The following is a 19,146-nucleotide window of genomic DNA, read 5'->3' as shown; positions in this document are numbered from 1 at the left end:
CGTAGAAACCGATATCCCTAATCGCCAGTGGCCTTGACCAACACGAAGATGAAAATGAGCATTCGCGCGTTATTAACCCTGTTTACGGCACTGGTTGCATTCAGCCAGGCTGCCTTCGCCGTCGTTTACCCGCTGCCGCCAAAAGACAGCCGTTTGGTGGGCGAGAATATCCAAATCACCGTACCGGAAGACAGCAAACTGCCGCTGGAGAGCTTCGCCGCCCAGTATCAGATGGGGCTGAGCAACATGCTGGAGGCCAACCCGGGCGTGGATCCGTTCCTGCCGAAGGCCGGCAGCACCCTAACTATCCCGCAGCAGCTGATCCTGCCGGACGCGCCGCGTGAAGGCATCATCATCAACAGCGCCGAAATGCGTCTGTACTATTACCCGAAAGGCTCCAACACCGTGGTGGTGCTGCCGATCGGCATCGGCCAGCTGGGTAAAGACACCCCGCTGAACTGGACCACCACCGTGCAGCGCAAGAAAGACGGCCCGACCTGGACGCCGACCGCCAAGATGCGCGCCGAATACGCGGCTGACGGCGAGATCCTGCCTGCGGTGTTCCCGGCCGGCCCGGACAACCCGATGGGGCTGTATGCGCTGTATGTCGGCCGCCTGTACGCCATCCACGGCACCAACGCCAACTTCGGCATCGGCCTGCGCGTGAGCCACGGCTGCGTGCGTCTGCGCGCCGACGACATCAAGTATCTGTTCGAAAACGTGCCGGTCGGCACCCGCGTGCAGTTCATCAACGAACCGATGAAGGCCACCGTCGAACCGGACGGCTCGCGCTACGTGGAAGTGCACAACCCGCTGTCGGCCAACGAAGAGCAGCTGCAATCGAAAGATCCGGTGCCGTTGACCATCTCTGCGCCGGTCGGCAAAGTGCTGATGGACGCCGGCGTCAACCAGAGCGAAGTGGACGCGGCGATCAAGGCCCGTTCCGGTATGCCGGTGAAAGTGAACTGATCGCCTCGGGCTCAGTGACAATGCCAAGAAGACGCCTGCGGGCGTCTTTTTTTTGTGCTTGTAAAACATGTTGTTGCGTGTGCGTTCGCAATGATGCCCTCAGCGTTGCACAGAAAGAAGTCATGATGCGCGCCATCATGCAAATCGGGTTTCCCATGGTGGCCATCATCGATGTTTGAGGTGATGCTGGCGAGAAGGAATGCCCTGGAAAAGTGTTTCACTCAGTGCTATGTTTTATGAGGAAGTCATTGCAATGCGTACATTTAAAACTCGTTGGTTTAGCAAGAAGGCTCAGGCGCACGGCATTACCGATAAGGCATTATGTCGGGCGGTACACGATGTACAACGGGGTTTGGCTGTGGATTTAGGCGGTGGTGTATTTAAAAAAACGTCTTAATCACAATCGGGACCGTGCGTTGGTATTAGCGAAAAACGGTCGGCATTGGGTGTATGTTTTTTTGTTTGCCAAGCAGGTCCAGGCCAATATCTCTGGGGCGGAATTGCAAGCTTTTCGCAAGTTGGCGGTGCATTTTGGCGCGTTGAGCGACGAAATGCTCCAATCCTTGGTCGTAAAGAACGAATGGATGGAGATTTGCCATGAAGAAGGAAAAAACGTTTCGGAGTCCGGCCTTTGAGGCGATTCACAGCGCGGCTGAAGGATTGCATCGTACTGGCGCCATTTCTCTGGAAACCCTACGCAGTTTCGACGAGTCTTGCCTTGCTCCGGTCGAGATGTTGCAGCCCCAAGAGATCAAAGCCTTGCGTGAGCATTTACGTTTAAGCCAACCGGTTTTTGCCCGTTATCTGAATACCAGCGTGTCGACCATACAGAAGTGGGAGACGGGGGTGAAACGGCCCGGCGGCGTGTCGCTCAAGCTGCTTTCGATCGTACGTAAGCACGGGCTTGAGGTCTTGTTGTAGTGACCGTATGGGCTGTCACTATTCTCACATTATCCTCTCTGGCTTTGACTCTCTGAAATACCCCATCGCAATTATTCCAATAAAAACTATCGCTAATTAATAAGTTATATCTACTCCCTTATCGCCTGCCATTGAAAAAATTCTCGCAAAAAATCTCCGCTGTGAAAATAAGATCACACAAGCGTAACAAAAGGTAAACAAACCCCTCCTATATTGGCTGCTTCGCTTTTGGAGGGAGTGTCATGCGTAACTGGAACGAACCGAAAAAGAACAAAGCGCACATCGAACTGATCCCGATGATCGACGTGATGATGTTTTTATTGGTGTTTTTCGTCTTGATCAGCCTGAACGTCATCCCGGCGCTCGGGCTGAAAACGCAGTTGCCGTCCGCCGGCAGCGCGCAACAGCTGAAACCGCAGAAGAAAGCGATCATCACGCTGGGGGCCGACGAACAGCTGCAGCTGGATGGCCAGCCGATCGCGCTCGACGCGTTGGTCAACACGCTGAAACAGCAGCAGCAGGCCAACCAGACCACCACCATCATCGTCAACAGCGATAAAGGCGTGGCGGTCGAGCGGCTGGTGGCGGTCATGGACAACCTGCGCCAGGGCGGCTTCTTCTCCGTCTCCATCGCGACACGGAAGCTGTGACATGTATCTGCTCTATCGCTCACGTCATCTTTTCAGCTGGTTGCCGGCGCTGATTGTCGCCGGTTGCCTGCTGTTCGCCAGCCAACAGGCGGCGCTGAAGATCCAGCCGCGCTACGACGAAACCGCCATTGAACTGGCGCTGGTGGAACCTGAACCGGCGCCGGAACCCCAACCGGAAACGCCGCCGGAACCTCAGCCCGAACCGCCGCCGCCCGAGCCGGAGCCGATCCCCGAACCTGTGGTGCCGGCGCCGGAACCGATCGTGGAAGCCAAGCCGGTGCCGAAGCCACAGCCGAAGCCCAAACCGGTGAAAGAGAAAGCCAAACCGGTAGAGAAACCCAAACCGACGCCGGCGCCTGCCGTACCGCGCGCGCTGGCCAGCAAACCGGCGGCGCAGCCTGCACCGGCCGCCCCCGCGGCGTCGAAGGTGAACGCGCAGGCGATAGAAAACGGCTACCTGCTGGCCTTGCGCCGTGAGTTGGAACAGCGCAAGCGCTACCCGAGCGGGCGGCAGGCCTCGCTCGAGCGCCCGCAGGGCAACGTCGAGGTGTGGTTGGAGGTCGATCGCAGCGGGCGGGTGCTCTCTTCCGGCATCGCCAACAAAGCCGCCAGCATGCTGCTGAATCGCGCGGCGATGAGCAGCCTGCAAAGCATCAGTTCAGTGAAGCCGTTCCCGAGCGAGGCGTTCGCCGGGCAAACAACCAAAAGATTTACCGCGACGTTCAATTATCAGGCGCCTTAGCGCAAGGGTTAATCGTTTGATTTTTATGGGATGCACACAATGAAATCGTTTAATCGTTCTGGGATCTATCTGGCGGTGATGCTGCCGGGCGCCGCGCTGGCGGCCGACGCCACCGATGTCGGCACCATCAGCGTCAAGGGGCAGTCGCTCGGCGGCGGCATGATGGTGCAGGATGACAGCGCCAAGGCGCGCTCCACCGTCACCAAAGAAGCGATGGACAAAATGCCGTCGGCGGCCAACGCCATCGATAAACTGAAATACACGCCGGGCTTGAACGTCAACAGCAACGACGCCAGCGGCCTGAGCGGCGTGGACTACACCATGCGCGGCATGAACTCGGATCAGATCGGCCTGTCGATGGACGGCATCCCGATCAATGACTCCGGCAACTACGCGGTCTACCCGAACCTGCTCGGCGATGCGGAGAACCTGGAAGAGGTGTTCGTCACCCAGGGGTCTTCCGAAGCGGACGGCCCGCACATCGGCTCCAGCGGCGGCAACATCGGCCTGGTGACGCGCCGCCCGGCGAAAGACTTCGGCGGTTTCGTCAAGCAGACGCTGGGCAGCAACAGCCTGAGCAAAACCTTCGCCCGCCTGGAAACCGGCGAGTATAACGGCTTCAGCAACTGGCTCTCCTATTCGCACACCGAGGCGAAGAAATGGCGCGGCGAGGGGCGGCTGTACTCCGACAAGTTCGAGATGAACTCGCTGTATGAAGACGGCAACGGCAACAGCAGCAATCTGGTGATGAAGTACAACCGCCAGAACAACACCAACTACAACACCCTGAGCAAGGCGCAGTTCCAAAACGACGGTCGTGACACCGATTATGTCACCTCGCCGGAGTACAACAGCAAAGGGCAGTTGAACAAGTATTACAAGATTGAACGCAACCCGTTCGAGAACTTTACGCTGTCGTTCACCCAGAAACTGCAGCTGCGCGACAACCTGTCGCTGACTCTGCAGCCCTATTACTACTGGGGCAACGGCGGCAGTTTCAACGGCCAGACGGCGTCGGTATTGTCCAGCACGTCGGACAGAGCCGGGCAGTATGACCTCAGCAACCTGCAGTCCAACACCTATTACCGCCCGTCGTGGACCCAAACCTGGCGGCCGGGCATCACCACCAAGCTGAAGTGGGACATCAACGAGCAGCACAGCCTGGACGTCGGTTATTGGTACGAGCGCGCGCGCCAGTTGCAGACTCAGCCGTTCATCAGCATCAAGGGCGACGGCAACCCGTCACAGATTTGGGGGAAACCTGGCGGTTCCGATCAGGTGAAGGACGCCAACGGCAACACCGTGCAGGGACGCAACCAGTACACCATCACCCCGGCGCAGAAAGTGTGGCTGCAGGACACCTGGTTCGCCACGCCGGACTGGACCTTCGTCGGCGGCCTGGCCTATCAGTATGTGGAGCGCAAAGGGGACAACCGCGGCAGCCTGTACAACGTGCCGGAGAAGCGCAAAGCCACCTATCACGAATTCCTGCCGAATTTCAGCGCCAGCTATAAGGTGAACCAGGAAAACCAGGTGTTCTACAACCTGACGCGCAACATGCGCACGCCGCCAAACTACGTGCTGTACAACGTCGGCGACTCGCTCAGCACCAAGCCGGAACTGAGCTGGAACCACGAGCTGGGCTGGCGTTTCCAGCAAGAGGACATGCTGCTGAGCGCCACGCTGTTCTACATGCGCTACAGCGATCGCCAAATCTCCACCACCAACGCGGCCGGCGACTACGAGATGATGAACATCGGCAACGTGGAGAACAAAGGGCTGGAGCTGGAGTGGAGCGGCCAACTGCCGCATAACTTCAACTACTACACCTCTTATACCTATACCCAATCGAAGCAGAAGAGCGACATCGTCAGCAATGGCGGGCAGCCGCTGCCGACCTCCGGCAAAGAGGTGCCGAACGTGCCGAAAAACCTGCTGAACATGACGTTGGGTTATGACGACGGGCTGTATTACGGCAGCGTCAGCGGCAAGTACGTCAGCGCGTTCTACGGCGATCTGACCAACGACGAGAAGATCGGCGGCCGCACGGTGTTCGATCTGGCGGCGGGGGTGCATCTGCCGGTGGACAAGAAAATCGTCAAAAGCGCCGCGCTGCGCTTTGGCATCAGCAACCTGTTTGACAAGGAATACCTGACCTCGGTGCGCACCACCACCTTCAACGCGGCGCCCTACGGCGGTGTGAAGGCCAGCACGCCGTATTACAACGTCGGCGAAGAACGCACCTTCAGCGTCTCGCTGGAAGCCACCTTTTAACTGAATACCCCGCTGCCTGCCGTGCGGCGGGGAAGAGGAAACCTGTATGGACGCCAATCTGTTGCACGACATTATTTTCTACGTGATGTACGCCGCGCTGGCGATTGCGCTGGTGATCATCATCGAACGCACGCTGTACTTCGCCTATACCCAGCGCCAGGCGCGCCGGCTGGAGCAGGCGCTGACGCCGGAGGTGCGCCGCGCCGCCGATTTGCCCGACGCGCTGACCCAGCGCAACAGCCTGCCGATGGCGGTGATCGCGCCGGTGCTGGCGCAGAAACACCGCGCCGGCGACCGCGAGGCGATCGGCGATCTGATCGACGCCCAGTACCTGCTGAGCAAGCCGCCGATGGCGCGCGGCCTGTGGCTGCTGGAAACCGTGGTGACCGCCGCGCCGTTGCTGGGGCTGCTGGGCACGGTGATGGGGATCATCGAAACCTTCAAGGCGCTGGCCGCCTCGGGGGTGTCCGAGCCGAGTCTGGTGTCGGCCGGCATGGGCACCGCGCTGTACGCCACCGGGCTGGGCATCGCCATCGCGCTGCTGTGCCTGGTGGCCAACAATTTTCTGCAGAGCCGCATGGAGCGCATCAACGAACTGCTGAAGGTGCTGCTGATCCGCGCCGGTCAACCGGCCAGCCGTCCGGAGAGCGGCAGCGGCGAACAATGGGTTGACAGCGGAGCGCCGCGCTATGCCTAATGGCCATCCAGCACGGCGGCCGAGAGGCCGCCTTTATACGGCATTGTGGAGCGGTTGTTTGTTGATGTTGAGCCAGAGCGCTGCGGCGCGTTTTGCTATTCCCGGTTACGAGCTGGTGTACACCGCGCCGGTGGAAACCGCGCTGCAGGCCGACGACCTGCGCAACACCGCCGAGGTGTGGCGCGAGATGTTCGACGCGGCGAAAACCCGCATCGACCTGGGGCAGTTCTACGTGGCGAATCAGGACGGTTCGCTGCTGGACGGCGTGCTGCAGCACCTGAAGGCGGCCGGCGAGCGCGGGGTGAAAATCCGCTTTTTGGTCGAAGAGAAGGGCCTTCGCATTTCTACCGCCGAAACGCTGGAACAGCTGAAGGCGATCCCCAATCTGGAGCTGCGCATCATTCCTTACCAGAAGCTGAGCGGCGGCATCCTGCACGCCAAGTATCTGCTGGTGGACGGCGAGCAGGCGTTCGTCGGCAGCCAGAACTTCGACTGGCGCGCGCTGGAACACATTCACGAAACCGGGCTGCGCATCAGCGACGCCAGGGTGGTGGGGCAGATCCAGGCGATCTTCGAACAGGACTGGCGGGCGCAGGCGCTGCTGGCGCAGGATAAGCCGGTGCCGGCGCTGCCCGACTCGCCGCCGACCGCGCCCCCGCAGGGCAACTATCTGGTGGCCAGCCCGCGCGCCTACAATCCGGCAAGGGTGATCGACTCGCAGGCCGAGCTGCCGCGCCTGCTGGCCGACGCCAAACGGCGGGTGCGGGTGCAGGTGATGGACTACGCGCCGCTGTCGTTCGGCCCGGAACGCAGCCGTCCCTTCTATGCGGTGATCGACAACGCGCTGCGCAGCGCGGCGGCGCGCGGCGTGCAGATCGAGCTGATGGTGGCAAACTGGAACACCAAAAAGCCGGATATCGCCTGGCTGAAGAGCCTGGCGCTGGTGCCGAACGTGCAGATCAAGGTGGTGACCATTCCGCCGGCCAGCAGCGGCTTCATCCCGTTTGCCCGGGTGATCCACAGCAAGCTGATGACCATTGATGATGAGATCGCCTGGGTGGGCACCAGCAACTGGACCGGCGGCTATCTGGACAACTCGCGCAATCTGGAGCTGGTGCTGCACAGCGCGGCGATGAGCGGGCGGTTGGACCAGCTGTACCAACAGCTGTGGAACAGCGTCTACGCCGAACCGTTGCGGCTGGATTACGACTACCCGACGCCCAAGCCGGGCGGCGAATCCTGATAATCAGGGCGCGGTTAACCCCCGCGCCCTGTGTTTTTTTACCGCCGCCAGCCGGCTTTCTCCAGCGCCGTCACCAGCTGTTCGGCGCTCAACCCTTCCGCCCGATGGCCGTTGCCGCTGACGGTATTGGCCGCCAGCAACGCATTGACGATCGCTTCTTCCACCGCTTCCGCCGCCGCGGCGAACAGCGCCGAAATGTAGTCGTTGTTCACCATGCGCAGCGGCGTGGTGAAATCGCCTTTATTGGCGTAGTCGGCGGGCGGCAGGCCGTCGTTGCCGGTGGCGAAGGCGATGAAAATGTCGCCGCTCGAATCCTCGGTGCCGCCGCCGGTGCGGGCGATGCCGATGCTGGCGCGCTGCGCCAGCCGCGCGCACTGGTGCGGCAGCAGCGGCGCGTCGGTCGCCAGCGCCACCACGATGGAGCCCATGCCGGGATGCGGCAACTGCGGCGTGAACGGCGAGGGGAGATGCCCCAGGTGGCGGCCCACCGGGTAGCCGCCCACCAACAGCGACTCGCGCTTGCCGTGGTTGGCCTGCACGATGGCGCCCACCGTCCAGCCGCCTTGATCGGCGGGCAAGCGGCGCGATGCGGTGCCGCTGCCGCCTTTGAATTCATGGCAGATCATGCCGCTGCCGCCGCCGACCGCGCCCTCCTGCGGCAAGCCGCTCCGGGCCGCCTGCTGCGCTTCGCGCACGTGTTCAGCCTTGACGTGAAAGCCGTTGATGTCGTTGAGCAGGCCATCGAAGGTTTCCATCACCACCGGCATATTCCAGTACACCGCGTTGTCGCTCGCGGGCAGCGCTTCACGCTCCAGCGCGATCAGCGCATCGCGCACCACGCCCACGCTGTGGGTATTGGTGAAGGCGATTGGGCTGGTCAGCAGGCCCGCTTCGCGCACCCATTCCAGGCCGGTGGCGTCGCCGTTGCCGTTCAGCACGTGCACGCCGGCGAAGCAGGGCGCGTGGCGGGCGGAGCCGGGGCGCGGTTCGATCACCGTCACGCCGGTGCGCACGCTGCGCCCGTCCGCCAAGTCGGCATGCAGGCTGGCATGGCCGACGCGCACGCCGGGCACGTCGGTGATGGCGTTCAGCGGGCCGGGCGTGCCCTGTCCGATGATAATGCCCAGATCCTGAGCGCGTTGCGTCATGGTTATTCTCCTTCTATTGAGGGGGCGGCGAGGGGCGCCGTCTGGCGGCCGCGCAGATGGTTCAGCGCCAGCCCGAAGCCGATGATGCCGGCAATGATGATAAAGTCTTTCAGGCTGCTGGCGATCAAAATCGTCCACAGTACGTATAGGCAGCACAGCAGCGCCACCACCACCGGCAGTGGCCACAGCGGCATCAGATACGGGTGGGGGAAGTGGCGGCGACGGCGGCTGATCAGCGCCGCGACCGCCATGATGATGTACACCAGCAGCAGCAGGATCACGGTGAACGAGGTCAGCGATTCGAGATCGGAGCAAAACGCCAGCAGCGCCGAGGGCACGCCGAACAGCAGGGTGGCGATCCAGGGGGTGCCGAAACGCGGGTGGATGATTTTCAGCGCCCGGTTGAACGCCGGCAGCCAGAAGCCGTCGCGTCCGCTGGCGAACATCATGCGGCTGAACTGCGCCACGATGGCGATGATGGCGTTGAATACCGACAGATAAATCGCGCCGCTCACCACCCGCGCCAGCGTCGGGCCGCCGAGCTCGGTGACCACATAGCCGACCGGATCGGCCTGTTTGGCCATCTCCGTCAGCGACGGCGAGCCGATCAGCAGGGCGGTGAACGGCACCAGCTCCACCAGCACCACGATGGCCAGCGTCAGCATGATCGCGATCGCCATTGGCCTGCCCTGTTCGCGCATGTCTTCCGCCATGTACACCGCCGCGCCGTAGCCGTTGTAGGAGAACAGCGCGACCCCGACCATGGCGACGATCAGCGGCAGCGATACCGGCGCCAGGCTGCCTTGCGCGTCCAGCATCACCGGCGCGGTGAGGATCTCCGCGCTTTGATGCGGATGGCTGAAACCGAGCCAGGCGATCAGCGCCAGCACCGCCACTTCGACCACCAGAAAGGCGCCGGTCAGCAGGGCGTTGGCCTTGATGTTGAAAATGGCGCAGATACCGCCGACCAGCACGGTGAGCATGCCGGCGGTGGAGGCGTCGAATTGGGTGCCCAGCGCGGTATTCAGGTAGGGCACTGCGCCGGTGGCCAGCACCGCCGGCACGAACAGCGAGGCGCTGAGGATAAACAGGTAGGTCTGCAACCCGCACAGGGTGCCGAACAGGCGCTTGATGATGCTGTATTCGCCGCCGGCGCTGGGGTGCGCGGCGCCGAGCTCGGCATAGCACAGCGCGATGGCGGCGGCGACGCAGGCGGCGATCAGAAACGACAGAAAGGCGCCGCTGCCGGCGTTGGCGATCGCCAGCGGCGCGATGACGAAGATCGAACTGGCCGGCGTCACGCCGGACGCGGTGATCATCACCACGTCGAGGACGCTGAGATTGCCTTTGAAGGTGTGTTCAGGGGCGGACTCTTTCATTGGGAACTACTCCATTAACGCTTGGGTGAATTGTTGTTGCCGCCAGAAGGGCGACTCTGTTGTCCTGCGTAAAGATGAAATGGAGCGCGTGGAAATACCGGGGAAGCGAACTTCCCCGGAAAGGACTTTTCGTTATGCTGGGATTACCCCTGCCCCGACGGGAAGCTGAAGCTGGCGAGCCGGGCGTCGCCGGAGGCCGGCCAGCGCTGGGTCACGGTCTTGCGTTTGGTGTAGAACCTGACCGCGTCCGGGCCGTAGGCGTGCAGATCGCCAAACAGCGAGCGCTTCCAGCCGCCGAACGAGTGGTAGGCCACCGGCACCGGCAGCGCCACGTTGATCCCCACCATGCCGACCTGAATGCGGCTGGAGAAGTAACGCGCCGCTTCGCCGTCGCGGGTGAACAGGCAGGTGCCGTTGCCGTATTCGTGGGCGTCGATCAAGGTCATCGCTTCCTGCAGCGACGCCGCGCGCACCACGCCGAGCACCGGGCCGAAGATCTCTTCCTGATAGATGCGCATGCCCGGCGTCACGCGATCGAACAGCGTCGGGCCGAGGAAATACCCCTGGCTGGGGCGGCCGTCGTCGCCGGTCACGCTCAGCTCGCGGCCGTCCACCAGCAGCTCGGCGCCTTCGGCCACGCCCTGCTCGATATAGCCTTTCACCTTCTGATAATGCTGTTGGGTCACCAGCGGCCCCATGTCGTTGCGATTGTCGCTGCCGGGGCCGACGCGCATGGCGGCCATCTGTTGCCGCAGCCCGGCGATCAGCGCGTCGGCGGTGCCGTCGCCCACCGCGACCACCAGCGGGATGGCCATGCAGCGCTGGCCGCAGGAGCCGAACGCCGCGCCCATCAGCGCGCCGACCGCGCCGGGGATATCGGCGTCCGGCAGCACCACCGCGTGGTTCTTGGCGCCGCCCAGCGCCTGCACCCGTTTGTTCTGACCGCAGCCGTTGTGATAGATGTGCTCCGCCACCGGCGTTGAGCCGACGAAGCTGATTGCCTTCACGCGTCCGTCATGCAGCAGCGTCTCCACCGCTTCGCGATCGCCGTTGACCACGTTGAGCACCCCCGGCGGCAGCCCGGCTTCCGCCGCCAGCCGCGCGATATACAGCGCGGCGGAAGGGACGCGCTCGGAAGGCTTCAGCACGAAGGTGTTGCCGCAGGCGACCGCCATCGGCCACATCCACAGCGGCACCATCGCCGGGAAGTTGAACGGCGTGATGCCCGCCACCACCCCCAGCGGCTGAAACTCGCTCCAGCTGTCGATGCCTGGGCCGGCCTCTTTGCTGTGTTCGCCTTTCAGCAGTTCCGGCACATAGCCGGCGTATTCGATATTCTCGATGCCGCGCTGCAGTTCGCCCAGGGCGTCGCTGAGCACTTTGCCGTGCTCGGCGGTGATCAATTGGCAGACGGCGTCGGCATGTTGCTCCAGCAGATCCTTGAGCTTCATCATGATGCGCGCGCGTTTCAGCGGCGGGGTATCGCGCCAGGCGGGATAGGCCTGTTCGGCGGCGGCGATGGCGCGCTCCACCGTGGCACGGTCGGCCAGCTGCACCTCCTGCGCCGATTGGCCGGTGGCCGGGTCGTAAACCGGCTGGCTGCGTTCGCCGCCGGCGGCGGGCTCGCCGTTGATCCAATGGGTAATGGTCATGATTCTCTCCTTATTCGGTGGCGTTGAGGGCGTCGCCGACGGCGTTGATCAGCGCGTCGATCTGCGTCTCGCTGCTGATGAACGGCGGCGCCAACTGCAGGGTGTCGCCGCCGTAGCGCACGTAAAATCCGCTTTCCCAGCAGCGCATCGCCGCCTCGAAGGGGCGCCGCGCCGGTTCACCGGGCCGCGCCGCCAGCGTGATGCCGGCCGCCAGACCGATATTGCGAATGTCGGCGACGTGTTTGGCCCCCTGCAGACTGTGCACCGCGCGCTCGAAATAGGGCGCCAGCGCCTGCACGCGCTCCACCATCTGTTCGCGCTGCAGGATGTCCAGCGTCGCCAGCGCGACCGCGCAGCTGACCGGATGAGCGGAGTAGGTGTAGCCGTGCGGGAATTCGAGCTGGTAGTCCGGCTCGCCGCCGTTCATGAAGGTGCGGTAGATCTCCGGCCGCACCACCACCGCGCCCATCGGCTGCGCGCCGTTGGTCACCTGTTTGGCGATGTTCATGATGTCCGGCGTGACGCCGAACGCCTCGGCGCCGGTCATCGCGCCGCAGCGGCCGAAGGCGGTGATCACTTCGTCGAAGATCAGCAGAATGTCATGCTGGGTGCAGATCTCGCGCAGGCGCTGCAGATAGCCGACCGGCGGCACGATCACCCCGGCGGAGCCTGAGAAAGGTTCGACGATCACCGCGGCGATCGTCGAGGCGTCGCGCAGCGCGATGATGCGGCTGAGCTCATCCGCCAGCTCCGCCCCCTGTTGCGGCATGCCGCGCGAAAAGGCGTTGCCGGCCAGCAGGGTGTGCGGCAGGTGATCCGCCTCGGCGCCGGCGCCGAACGTCTTGCGGTTGCCGGCGATGCCGCCGACCGAGATACCGCCGAAGTTAACGCCGTGGTAGCCCTTTTCCCGGCCTATAAAGCAGGTTTTGCCCGCCTGGCCTTTGGCGCGCCAGTAAGCGCGCGCCATTTTCAGCGAGGTGTCCGCCGCTTCCGAGCCGGAGCCGGTGAAGAACACGTAATCCAGCCCCGCCGGCGTCATCGCTTTGATTTTGTTGGCTAGCTCGAACGACAGCGGGTGGCCGAACTGAAACGCCGGCGAGTAATCCAGCGTCGCCAGTTGGCGCTGGGCGGCGTCGGTGATTTCCTGCCGGCCGTGCCCCAATCCGCAGCACCACAATCCGGACAGGCCGTCGAAAATCTTTCTGCCGTCGTGGCTGGTGTAATACGCCCCTGCGGCCTGAGTAATGATGCGCGGCTGCGCTTTAAAATTGCGGTTGCCGGTAAAAGGCATCCAATGGGCTTCTAACCCTGCGGCATCGAGACGATTAAGTGAATAATTTTCAGCGGCCATGTTTTCCTCCGGGCAGGAAAATAAGTGCGATTAATTAAATAAAATGAGTTGTTAACGAATTGTTGTGCGAAATTGACTATGTACCGCTTGTTCTCTACTGTGAATAATCATATGTCGAAACTTACTTAAGGTTTTATGCAAGTAAAAAAGCGCGCGTTGCTGGGACAATTGTCGGATATGGATCTGCGTTTGCTGCGGGTATTCAAGGCCGTGGTCGACTGCGGCGGCATGAGCGCCGCCGAACTGGAGCTGAATATCAGCCTGTCGACCATCAGCAAGCACATCAAGGATCTGGAGCAGCGGTTGGGCCTGACGCTGTGCCAGCGCGGGCGCGAGGGCTTTGCGGTCACCGACGAGGGGCTGATTATCTACCAGGAAACCGTCAACCTGCTGGCGGCCACCGAGGCGTTCCGGCGCGGGGTGGACGAGGTGCACCAGCGCATGGGCGGGCAGCTGCACGTGGCGATATTCGACCATACGGTCAGCAATCCGCAGGCGCAGATCGGCCGGGCCATCGCATTATTCAGCGAGCGCGCGCCGGAGGTTTCTTTGCAAATGTACGTGGAGCCGATTAATACCATTGAACGCGGCGTCATTGACGGGCAATTTCAGGTTGGCGTTATTCCCATGCACCGCAGCGCGGAAAGTTTATCTTATCATTCGTTATTCAGTGAGAGGATGTTCTTATATTGCGGCGCGCAGCATGAATTATTTTCCGGCCCCCATGAAACATTAAATTGGGATCTGCTGCACAATTATGCCTTCGCCGGATTAGGCTATCATTCGCCGAATATGGAACTGAGCCTGCAGCAACATTTGCATCGCAAGGCGACGGGGTTTGCGCAGGAGTCGATCGCCACGCTGATCCTGTCCGGCAAATACGTCGGCTTTTTGCCGGATCACTACGCGGCGTTTTTCGTGGCGCAGAATATGATGCGGGCGATCAAACCGGCGCTGTTCCGCTATCACTGCGAATACTCCAGCGTGCTGCGCCGCTCGCCGGTGCCGCAGCGGGTGGTGAAGCTGTTCCATGAGTGCCTGCTGGCGGCCCACGGAACAGCGTGACGCTTACTGCTCTTTCTTCTTGCCGAAGATTCTGATCAGCGCGCCGACCAGGATGCCGACCGCGATGCCGGCGAAGATCCAGCCGATGATGCCCATTTCCTTACTCCTGCTAGTGCGTTGATCTGATTATACCCGTCATACTTGAAACTGCATCTGTGTTGGCTGCGAGTGCGTACGCCAGTCACTTACTTGAGTAAGCTCCTGGCGAGCCGCCTCTTGCCGCCGGGATGCAGCTCCAACTATTTAGGGTAGATATCATCATTCGACGCGAAACGCCTCTTCGATCATCCGTTGCCGCTGCGCCGGCGCATAGTCGAGCCAGGAATTCTTGCTGTTGGATTTCTCCAGCGCTACCGCCAATTCCTGGCCGGAAATCGGCAAATCGTCCTGCCAGAACGGCGCGATGGCGTGGCGGGTGATGAAGTCGGTCAGATAGCTCTCCGGGCTGCCCTGCCAGTGCGGGTACAGGCGCGCGGCCAGCTCGGCCATCAGCGCGCGCTGCTGCGGCTGTTCGCTGTTTTCCAGCAGGGCGAAGAACGGCAGCAGCAGGCGGCCGCAGACCTGGCCGTGGTGGTAGTCGCGCAGCGCGCCGATCTCGCCGGCGATGCCGTGAATGACCCCCAGCCCGGCGGCGCTCAGCGTCAGCCCGCCGAGGTAGGAAGCCTGCATGATCGCCTCGCGCGCCGCGTCGCTGCGGTTGAGCGCCGGCCAGGCGGCGAGGAAGTGGCGGATGCCGCTCAGCGACATGTCGCGCGTCATGGCGCCGGCGGTTTTCGACAGATAGGCCTCGAACAGGTGGGTGAAGGCGTCGATGGCGCAGTAGGCCAGCACCTTGTCCGGGGCGCCCGCCAGCAGCTGCGGATCGAGAATGGCGGTGTGCGGCACGAAGTTGTTATGGCGCAGCGAGGCTTTCACCTTGCTGATCTGGGTATCGGTGATCACCGCGTTCTGCGTCACCTCGCTGCCGGTGCCGGCGGTGGTGGGAATGGCGATCAGCGGCAGGGTGGCGCCGCTGATTTTGCTGTCGCCCACCTTTTCCATATAGCGCAGCGTCGGCAGCGGGTGCTCCACCAGCGCGGAGAACGCCTTGGCGGCGTCCAGCACGCTGCCGCCGCCGATGGCCACCACGCGCCGCGCCTGGCCGCGCCAGCGCGCCACCCAGGCGTCGATTTCCTGCGGCGACGCCTCGTGGCTGACGATCTCGGTGCCGATGAGCAGCGGCGTCAGCGCTTCGCGCAGGCCGGCGTACACCGGGCCGTTGAGAAAAGAGCGGCAGCTGAACAGCAGCGTCGGCTGCGGATCGGCCAGCAGCAGCGGCGGCAGCTGTTGGATGCCGCCGTGGCCGAACCAGGTCTGGCGGTTGGCGATGATATGGCTGACGGACATGAGGTCTCCTTGACGGCGTTGCGGGGCGCGATGCCACAGCATAAGCCAGCGGGCGCGGAGCGGCCACCGCTTTCCCCGCCGCGGCAACCTGTGAGTTGTTTAACATGTAAACGATATCGTTCTTGCATTTCGGCGCGCCGGATGCTTTTTTTAACAGTACCGGCCGTTATGCGGCCAACCCCATCCGAAATCGGTAGATTGTTAATGTATTAATCATGGCGAGGCGGGTATGGATATTCAGGTTGAACGCTTGTCTACGGTGATCGATGCGGTGGCCAGCCCGCGCTTTTATCCCAGCCTGCTGAACTGGCTGGAAGGGTTTTTCGCCTTCGACAACGCCATCGTCTATGCCTTCGAACGCGGCCGGCCGCCGCGCTGCCTGATCAAAACCGAGCGGGAAAACAGCGATGCGGTCAACCAGATCTACCAACAGGGCGCCTACCTGCAGGATCCGTTTTACCGCGCGCTGAACGACGGCGGCGAAGGCGAGGTGTTGACGCTGCGCCAGTTGGCGCCCTGCGGGTTTTATCACAGCGACTATTACCGCAATTTTTATCGCAAGACCGGCTGGCACGACGAGGCCGGCGTGCTGCTGCAATTGACGCCGGAGCGCGGGCTGGGAGTGTTCTTTGGCTCGGCGCGCCGCACGGTGGCGGTGCGCTACCCGCAGCGAGCGGATCTGCGCAGCGCGCTGACGCTGGTGAAAAGCGTGGCGCGGCTGCACGGCGAAGTGGTGGCGGCACCGGCCGATGCCGACACGGTGAACGACGACGGCGCGCAGGCGCGTTATTTGCTGACGCCGCGCGAGCGCGAGATCGTCGATCTGATCCTCGCCGGCTGCGGTTCGCAGCAGATCGCCGAGCGGCTGTTCATCAGCCTCGGCACGGTAAAAAATCACCGCAAGAACATCTACGGCAAGCTGAACATCGGCTCGCAGGCCGAACTGTTCAGCCTGCTGCTGACCGCCCCGCAGCGGCGCAGCGCGTGAATGTTAATTTTTTGTAGCGAATGTCCCTAAGGGGACATAGCGAACGATCCCACTGCTCCCGATAATCCGATGTCATGGCATAGGCAATCGGGAGTGCGGCAGTGAACAACGAAATCGAGTCCTTAACCTACTACGCGGCGACCAAAAAATACGATCTGCGCTTCCCGACGCTGGAAGAGGATCTGGACGTCGACGTGGTGATCATCGGCGGCGGCTTCTCCGGCATCAACACCGCGCTGGAGCTGGCGGAGAAGGGCATCACCAACATCGCCATTCTCGAAGGCCGCTATCTGGGCTACGGCGGCACCGGGCGCAACGGCGGCCAGGTGATGGCCGGCATCGGCCACGATCTGGAGAAGATCAAACGCCACGTCGGCCCGTCCGGGCTGGAAACCATCTTCAAGATCAGCAACCTCGGCGCCGGCATCATCCGCGAACGCATCAAGAAATATGACATCGACGCCGACTTCTGCTTCGGCTACGGCTATCTCGGCAGCAACGCGCGCCAGGAGAAGACCCTGCGCGGCTGGCTGAAGGAGTTCAGGGCGGTGGCGCCGGAGGAGGAAATTGAGCTCTACACCGGGGCGGAGGTCAAGCAGGTGGTGGGTTCCGACGCCTACACCTGCGCGCTGAAACACATGGGCGGCGGCCACGTGCATTCGCTCAACCTGCTGCTGGGCGAGGCCAAGGCGCTGAGCGGCTACGGAGTGAAAATCTTCGAGAACAGCAGCGTGCTCGACGTCGAGTATGGCCCGCGCATCACGGTGCGCACCGCCATGGGCTCGGTGCGCGCCAACAAGATGCTGTGGGCCTGCAACGGCTTCCTCAACGGCATGGAGCCGCAGATCTACCGCAAGACCATCAATACCTACGCCTTCCAGCTGGCCACCGAGCCGCTGTCTGACGAACTGATCCGCCAGATCAGTCCGATCCGCGGCGCTTACAGCGACATCCGCCCGGTGATCGACTATTACCGGGTGACCAACGAAAACCGGCTGCTGTTCGGCAGCGCCACCCGCCTGATCGAATATTTCCCGTCGGATCTCAAGGCCTGGAACCGCAACCTGATGCTGAAGGTGTTCCCGTACCTGAAAGACGTGAAGATCGATCTGGCCTGGGGCGGCCCGCTGTGCTGCAGCGCGAACCTGTTCCCGCAGATCGGCACGCTGCCGGATCGCGACAACGTGTTTTACGTGCAGGGCTACTCCGGCTTCGGCGTGACGCCGAGCCACATCGTGTGCAAGGTGCTGGCGGAGGGCATGAGCGAAGGATCCGATCGGTACGATCTGATGAGCTCGATCCCGCACGTCAACATCTTCGGCAAGGACAAGCTGCGGCGGGTGATGACCACCGCCGGTAAGGTTTGGCACCAGACATCCGGCTACTGGAAAGGCCGCCGTTAACCCTCAGAGGAGAATGACATGAAACCGTTACTGCTTAAACAACCGTTGCCGGAACTGCTGGAGATCGGCAGCGTCAGCAACCTGGGCGCCACGGTGATCGCCGGCACGCCAAACGTCGGCGTGGCCAGCATTTTCGGCGAACCGACCGACAACCTGAACTGCGGCGTATTCAGCTGCACCCGCGGCAGCTTCGTGATGGAGTACCCGTTCGCCGAGCACGCCACGGTGTGGGAAGGCAGCGCCACTCTGACCAACGAACGCACCGGCGAGTCGGTACACTATCAGGCCGGCGACTCCTGGTTCGTCGAGAAGGGCACCCCGGTGCGTTGGGACATCACCTCGGATCGCTTCGTCAAACACTACCTCGCCATCGTCGAAGGCTGACGCCGTCATACCCCCTCAGCCTGCTGAGGGGGAACGCCTTAGCCTAACGCCCGCGTAATAAAATCGGTCACCCGCTTGAGGATCTGATCCTTATTGGTTTCGTTAAAGCTCTCGTGCCGCCCGCCCGCATTGATCATCCGTTCGAAATCGTCGCCCTGCAGACGATCGAGCGCGGTTTGCGTTTCGCTCATCAGCACCAGCCGATCGTCGTCGCCGTGGATCCATAACGTGGGCAGCGCGCCGAAGCCCGGCCCGGCGTTGATGGCGGCGAGGATCCGCTGCATGGCGCGCAGGGTGGGGCGCTTGAACGGCCCGTGCCACACCAGCGGATCTTCCTGATACGCTGCGCCGACCGCCGGATCGCGCGCCAGGGTGGCGGTATCCAGCGGCGTGTCGGGGATCGTCGGCAGTTCGGCCAGATCGGAGATCGCCGTTCTGTCGCCGAGCAGCGGGCCGGACAGCACCAGCGCGCGCACTTCCTCGCCATGGCGCTGCACGTAGCGGGTGGCGATCATGCCGCCCATCGAGTGGCCGATCGCCACCAGCGGCAAGGTGGGGTATTGCTGCCGGAAATGGCTGACCACGCGCTGCACGTCGTCGACCACGGCGTCATAATCTTCGATCAGCACGCGCTCGCCCTGCGACAGGCCGTGGCCGAGGTGGTCGGGGCCGAACACCCGCGCGCCCTGCGCCTGCAGCGTGCGCGCCACGTATTGATAGCGGCCGAGGTGCTCGCCGTAGCCGTGCACCAGCAGCGCCAGATAGCGCGGCTTGTCGTTTCCCCAGTCGTGCACGGCGATGTCGCCGTGACGGCCTTTGATAAAGCTGACGGTTTGTTCGGACATGTTATTGTTCTCATGGTGGTAGGGTTGCCCTTCAGCGTAGCGGCTGGCG

At 62.6% G+C, this 19,146-nt stretch carries 17 protein-coding genes and 1 pseudogene; 12 read left to right on the top strand and 6 right to left on the bottom strand.

The features are described 5' to 3' along the window. Positions 1-48 precede the first annotated feature (48 nt). From ACMGGK_RS20810 to ACMGGK_RS20775, 8 genes and pseudogenes are all read left to right on the top strand, one after another. A complete protein-coding gene (locus ACMGGK_RS20810) occupies positions 49-969 on the top strand; it encodes a L,D-transpeptidase family protein (RefSeq protein WP_025305160.1) in 921 nt (306 codons plus the stop codon). A 253-nt stretch (positions 970-1,222) separates the two neighbouring features. Next, positions 1,223-1,604: pseudogene (locus ACMGGK_RS20805) on the top strand (type II toxin-antitoxin system RelE/ParE family toxin). After that, positions 1,567-1,890, top strand: a complete 324-nt coding sequence (locus ACMGGK_RS20800) for a helix-turn-helix domain-containing protein (RefSeq protein WP_033638818.1) — start codon at positions 1,567-1,569, stop codon at positions 1,888-1,890. Before ACMGGK_RS20805 ends, ACMGGK_RS20800 begins: the two are co-directional and overlap by 38 nt. A gap of 242 nt (positions 1,891-2,132) precedes the next feature. Then, complete coding sequence (locus tag ACMGGK_RS20795) at positions 2,133-2,540, top strand: ExbD/TolR family protein (protein WP_004933244.1); 408 nt, start codon at positions 2,133-2,135, stop codon at positions 2,538-2,540. A 1-nt stretch (position 2,541) separates the two neighbouring features. Next, positions 2,542-3,282: an energy transducer TonB family protein gene (locus ACMGGK_RS20790; RefSeq protein WP_143779202.1), complete on the top strand. Its 741-nt coding sequence runs from the start codon at positions 2,542-2,544 to the stop codon at positions 3,280-3,282. 39 nt (positions 3,283-3,321) lie between these two features. After that, positions 3,322-5,556, top strand: a complete 2,235-nt coding sequence (locus ACMGGK_RS20785) for a TonB-dependent receptor family protein (RefSeq protein WP_016929216.1) — start codon at positions 3,322-3,324, stop codon at positions 5,554-5,556. 46 nt (positions 5,557-5,602) lie between these two features. Further along, a complete protein-coding gene (locus ACMGGK_RS20780) occupies positions 5,603-6,253 on the top strand; it encodes a MotA/TolQ/ExbB proton channel family protein (RefSeq protein ID WP_016929215.1) in 651 nt (216 codons plus the stop codon). After that, a complete protein-coding gene (locus ACMGGK_RS20775) occupies positions 6,246-7,496 on the top strand; it encodes a phospholipase D-like domain-containing protein (RefSeq protein ID WP_143779201.1) in 1,251 nt (416 codons plus the stop codon). The genes ACMGGK_RS20780 and ACMGGK_RS20775 overlap by 8 nt, the downstream gene beginning before the upstream one ends. A 38-nt stretch (positions 7,497-7,534) precedes the next feature. Here the strand turns inward: ACMGGK_RS20775 and ACMGGK_RS20770 are convergent, their stop codons facing one another. From ACMGGK_RS20770 to ACMGGK_RS20755, 4 genes are all read right to left on the bottom strand, one after another. Further along, positions 7,535-8,644, bottom strand: coding sequence for a P1 family peptidase (locus tag ACMGGK_RS20770; protein ID WP_033638813.1), 1,110 nt, complete (start codon positions 8,642-8,644; stop codon positions 7,535-7,537). A gap of 2 nt (positions 8,645-8,646) precedes the next feature. Beyond that, on the bottom strand, positions 8,647-10,023 hold the full coding sequence (locus tag ACMGGK_RS20765) for an APC family permease (protein ID WP_143779199.1): 1,377 nt from the start codon (positions 10,021-10,023) through the stop codon (positions 8,647-8,649). Between the two features lie 143 nt (positions 10,024-10,166). Further along, positions 10,167-11,675 (bottom strand): CoA-acylating methylmalonate-semialdehyde dehydrogenase, encoded by a 1,509-nt coding sequence (locus ACMGGK_RS20760; protein ID WP_193843249.1) that lies wholly within the window; start codon positions 11,673-11,675, stop codon positions 10,167-10,169. A 10-nt stretch (positions 11,676-11,685) separates the two neighbouring features. Beyond that, the gene (locus tag ACMGGK_RS20755) at positions 11,686-13,026 is read right to left on the bottom strand and encodes an aspartate aminotransferase family protein (protein WP_151254765.1); all 1,341 of its coding nucleotides are present in this window, start codon (positions 13,024-13,026) and stop codon (positions 11,686-11,688) included. A gap of 135 nt (positions 13,027-13,161) precedes the next feature. Here ACMGGK_RS20755 and ACMGGK_RS20750 point away from each other — a divergent pair, with 135 nt between their 5' ends. Further along, a complete protein-coding gene (locus tag ACMGGK_RS20750) occupies positions 13,162-14,091 on the top strand; it encodes a LysR family transcriptional regulator (RefSeq protein WP_016929209.1) in 930 nt (309 codons plus the stop codon). Between the two features lie 258 nt (positions 14,092-14,349). Here the strand turns inward: ACMGGK_RS20750 and ACMGGK_RS20745 are convergent, their stop codons facing one another. After that, a complete protein-coding gene (locus tag ACMGGK_RS20745; protein ID WP_420278101.1) occupies positions 14,350-15,477 on the bottom strand; it encodes an iron-containing alcohol dehydrogenase in 1,128 nt (375 codons plus the stop codon). 229 nt (positions 15,478-15,706) lie between these two features. Between ACMGGK_RS20745 and ACMGGK_RS20740 the strand changes: the two genes are divergently transcribed. From ACMGGK_RS20740 to ACMGGK_RS20730, 3 genes are all read left to right on the top strand, one after another. Continuing rightward, complete coding sequence (locus tag ACMGGK_RS20740; protein ID WP_420277168.1) at positions 15,707-16,465, top strand: response regulator transcription factor; 759 nt, start codon at positions 15,707-15,709, stop codon at positions 16,463-16,465. 101 nt (positions 16,466-16,566) lie between these two features. Beyond that, positions 16,567-17,868, top strand: a complete 1,302-nt coding sequence (locus tag ACMGGK_RS20735) for an NAD(P)/FAD-dependent oxidoreductase (RefSeq protein ID WP_079450053.1) — start codon at positions 16,567-16,569, stop codon at positions 17,866-17,868. 18 nt (positions 17,869-17,886) lie between these two features. Further along, a complete protein-coding gene (locus ACMGGK_RS20730) occupies positions 17,887-18,252 on the top strand; it encodes a cupin domain-containing protein (RefSeq protein ID WP_004933207.1) in 366 nt (121 codons plus the stop codon). 38 nt (positions 18,253-18,290) lie between these two features. Here ACMGGK_RS20730 and ACMGGK_RS20725 read toward each other — a convergent pair whose 3' ends face one another. Next, on the bottom strand, positions 18,291-19,097 hold the full coding sequence (locus ACMGGK_RS20725) for a lysophospholipase (protein ID WP_420277167.1): 807 nt from the start codon (positions 19,095-19,097) through the stop codon (positions 18,291-18,293). Between the last annotated feature and the right edge of the window lie 49 nt (positions 19,098-19,146).

The organism is Serratia sp. BNK-33-b (assembly GCF_048684565.1).
Taxonomy (GTDB): domain Bacteria; phylum Pseudomonadota; class Gammaproteobacteria; order Enterobacterales; family Enterobacteriaceae; genus Serratia; species Serratia marcescens.
The sequence above is the reverse complement of the archived record's forward strand: the minus strand, read 5'-3'. Positions and strand labels throughout refer to the sequence as shown.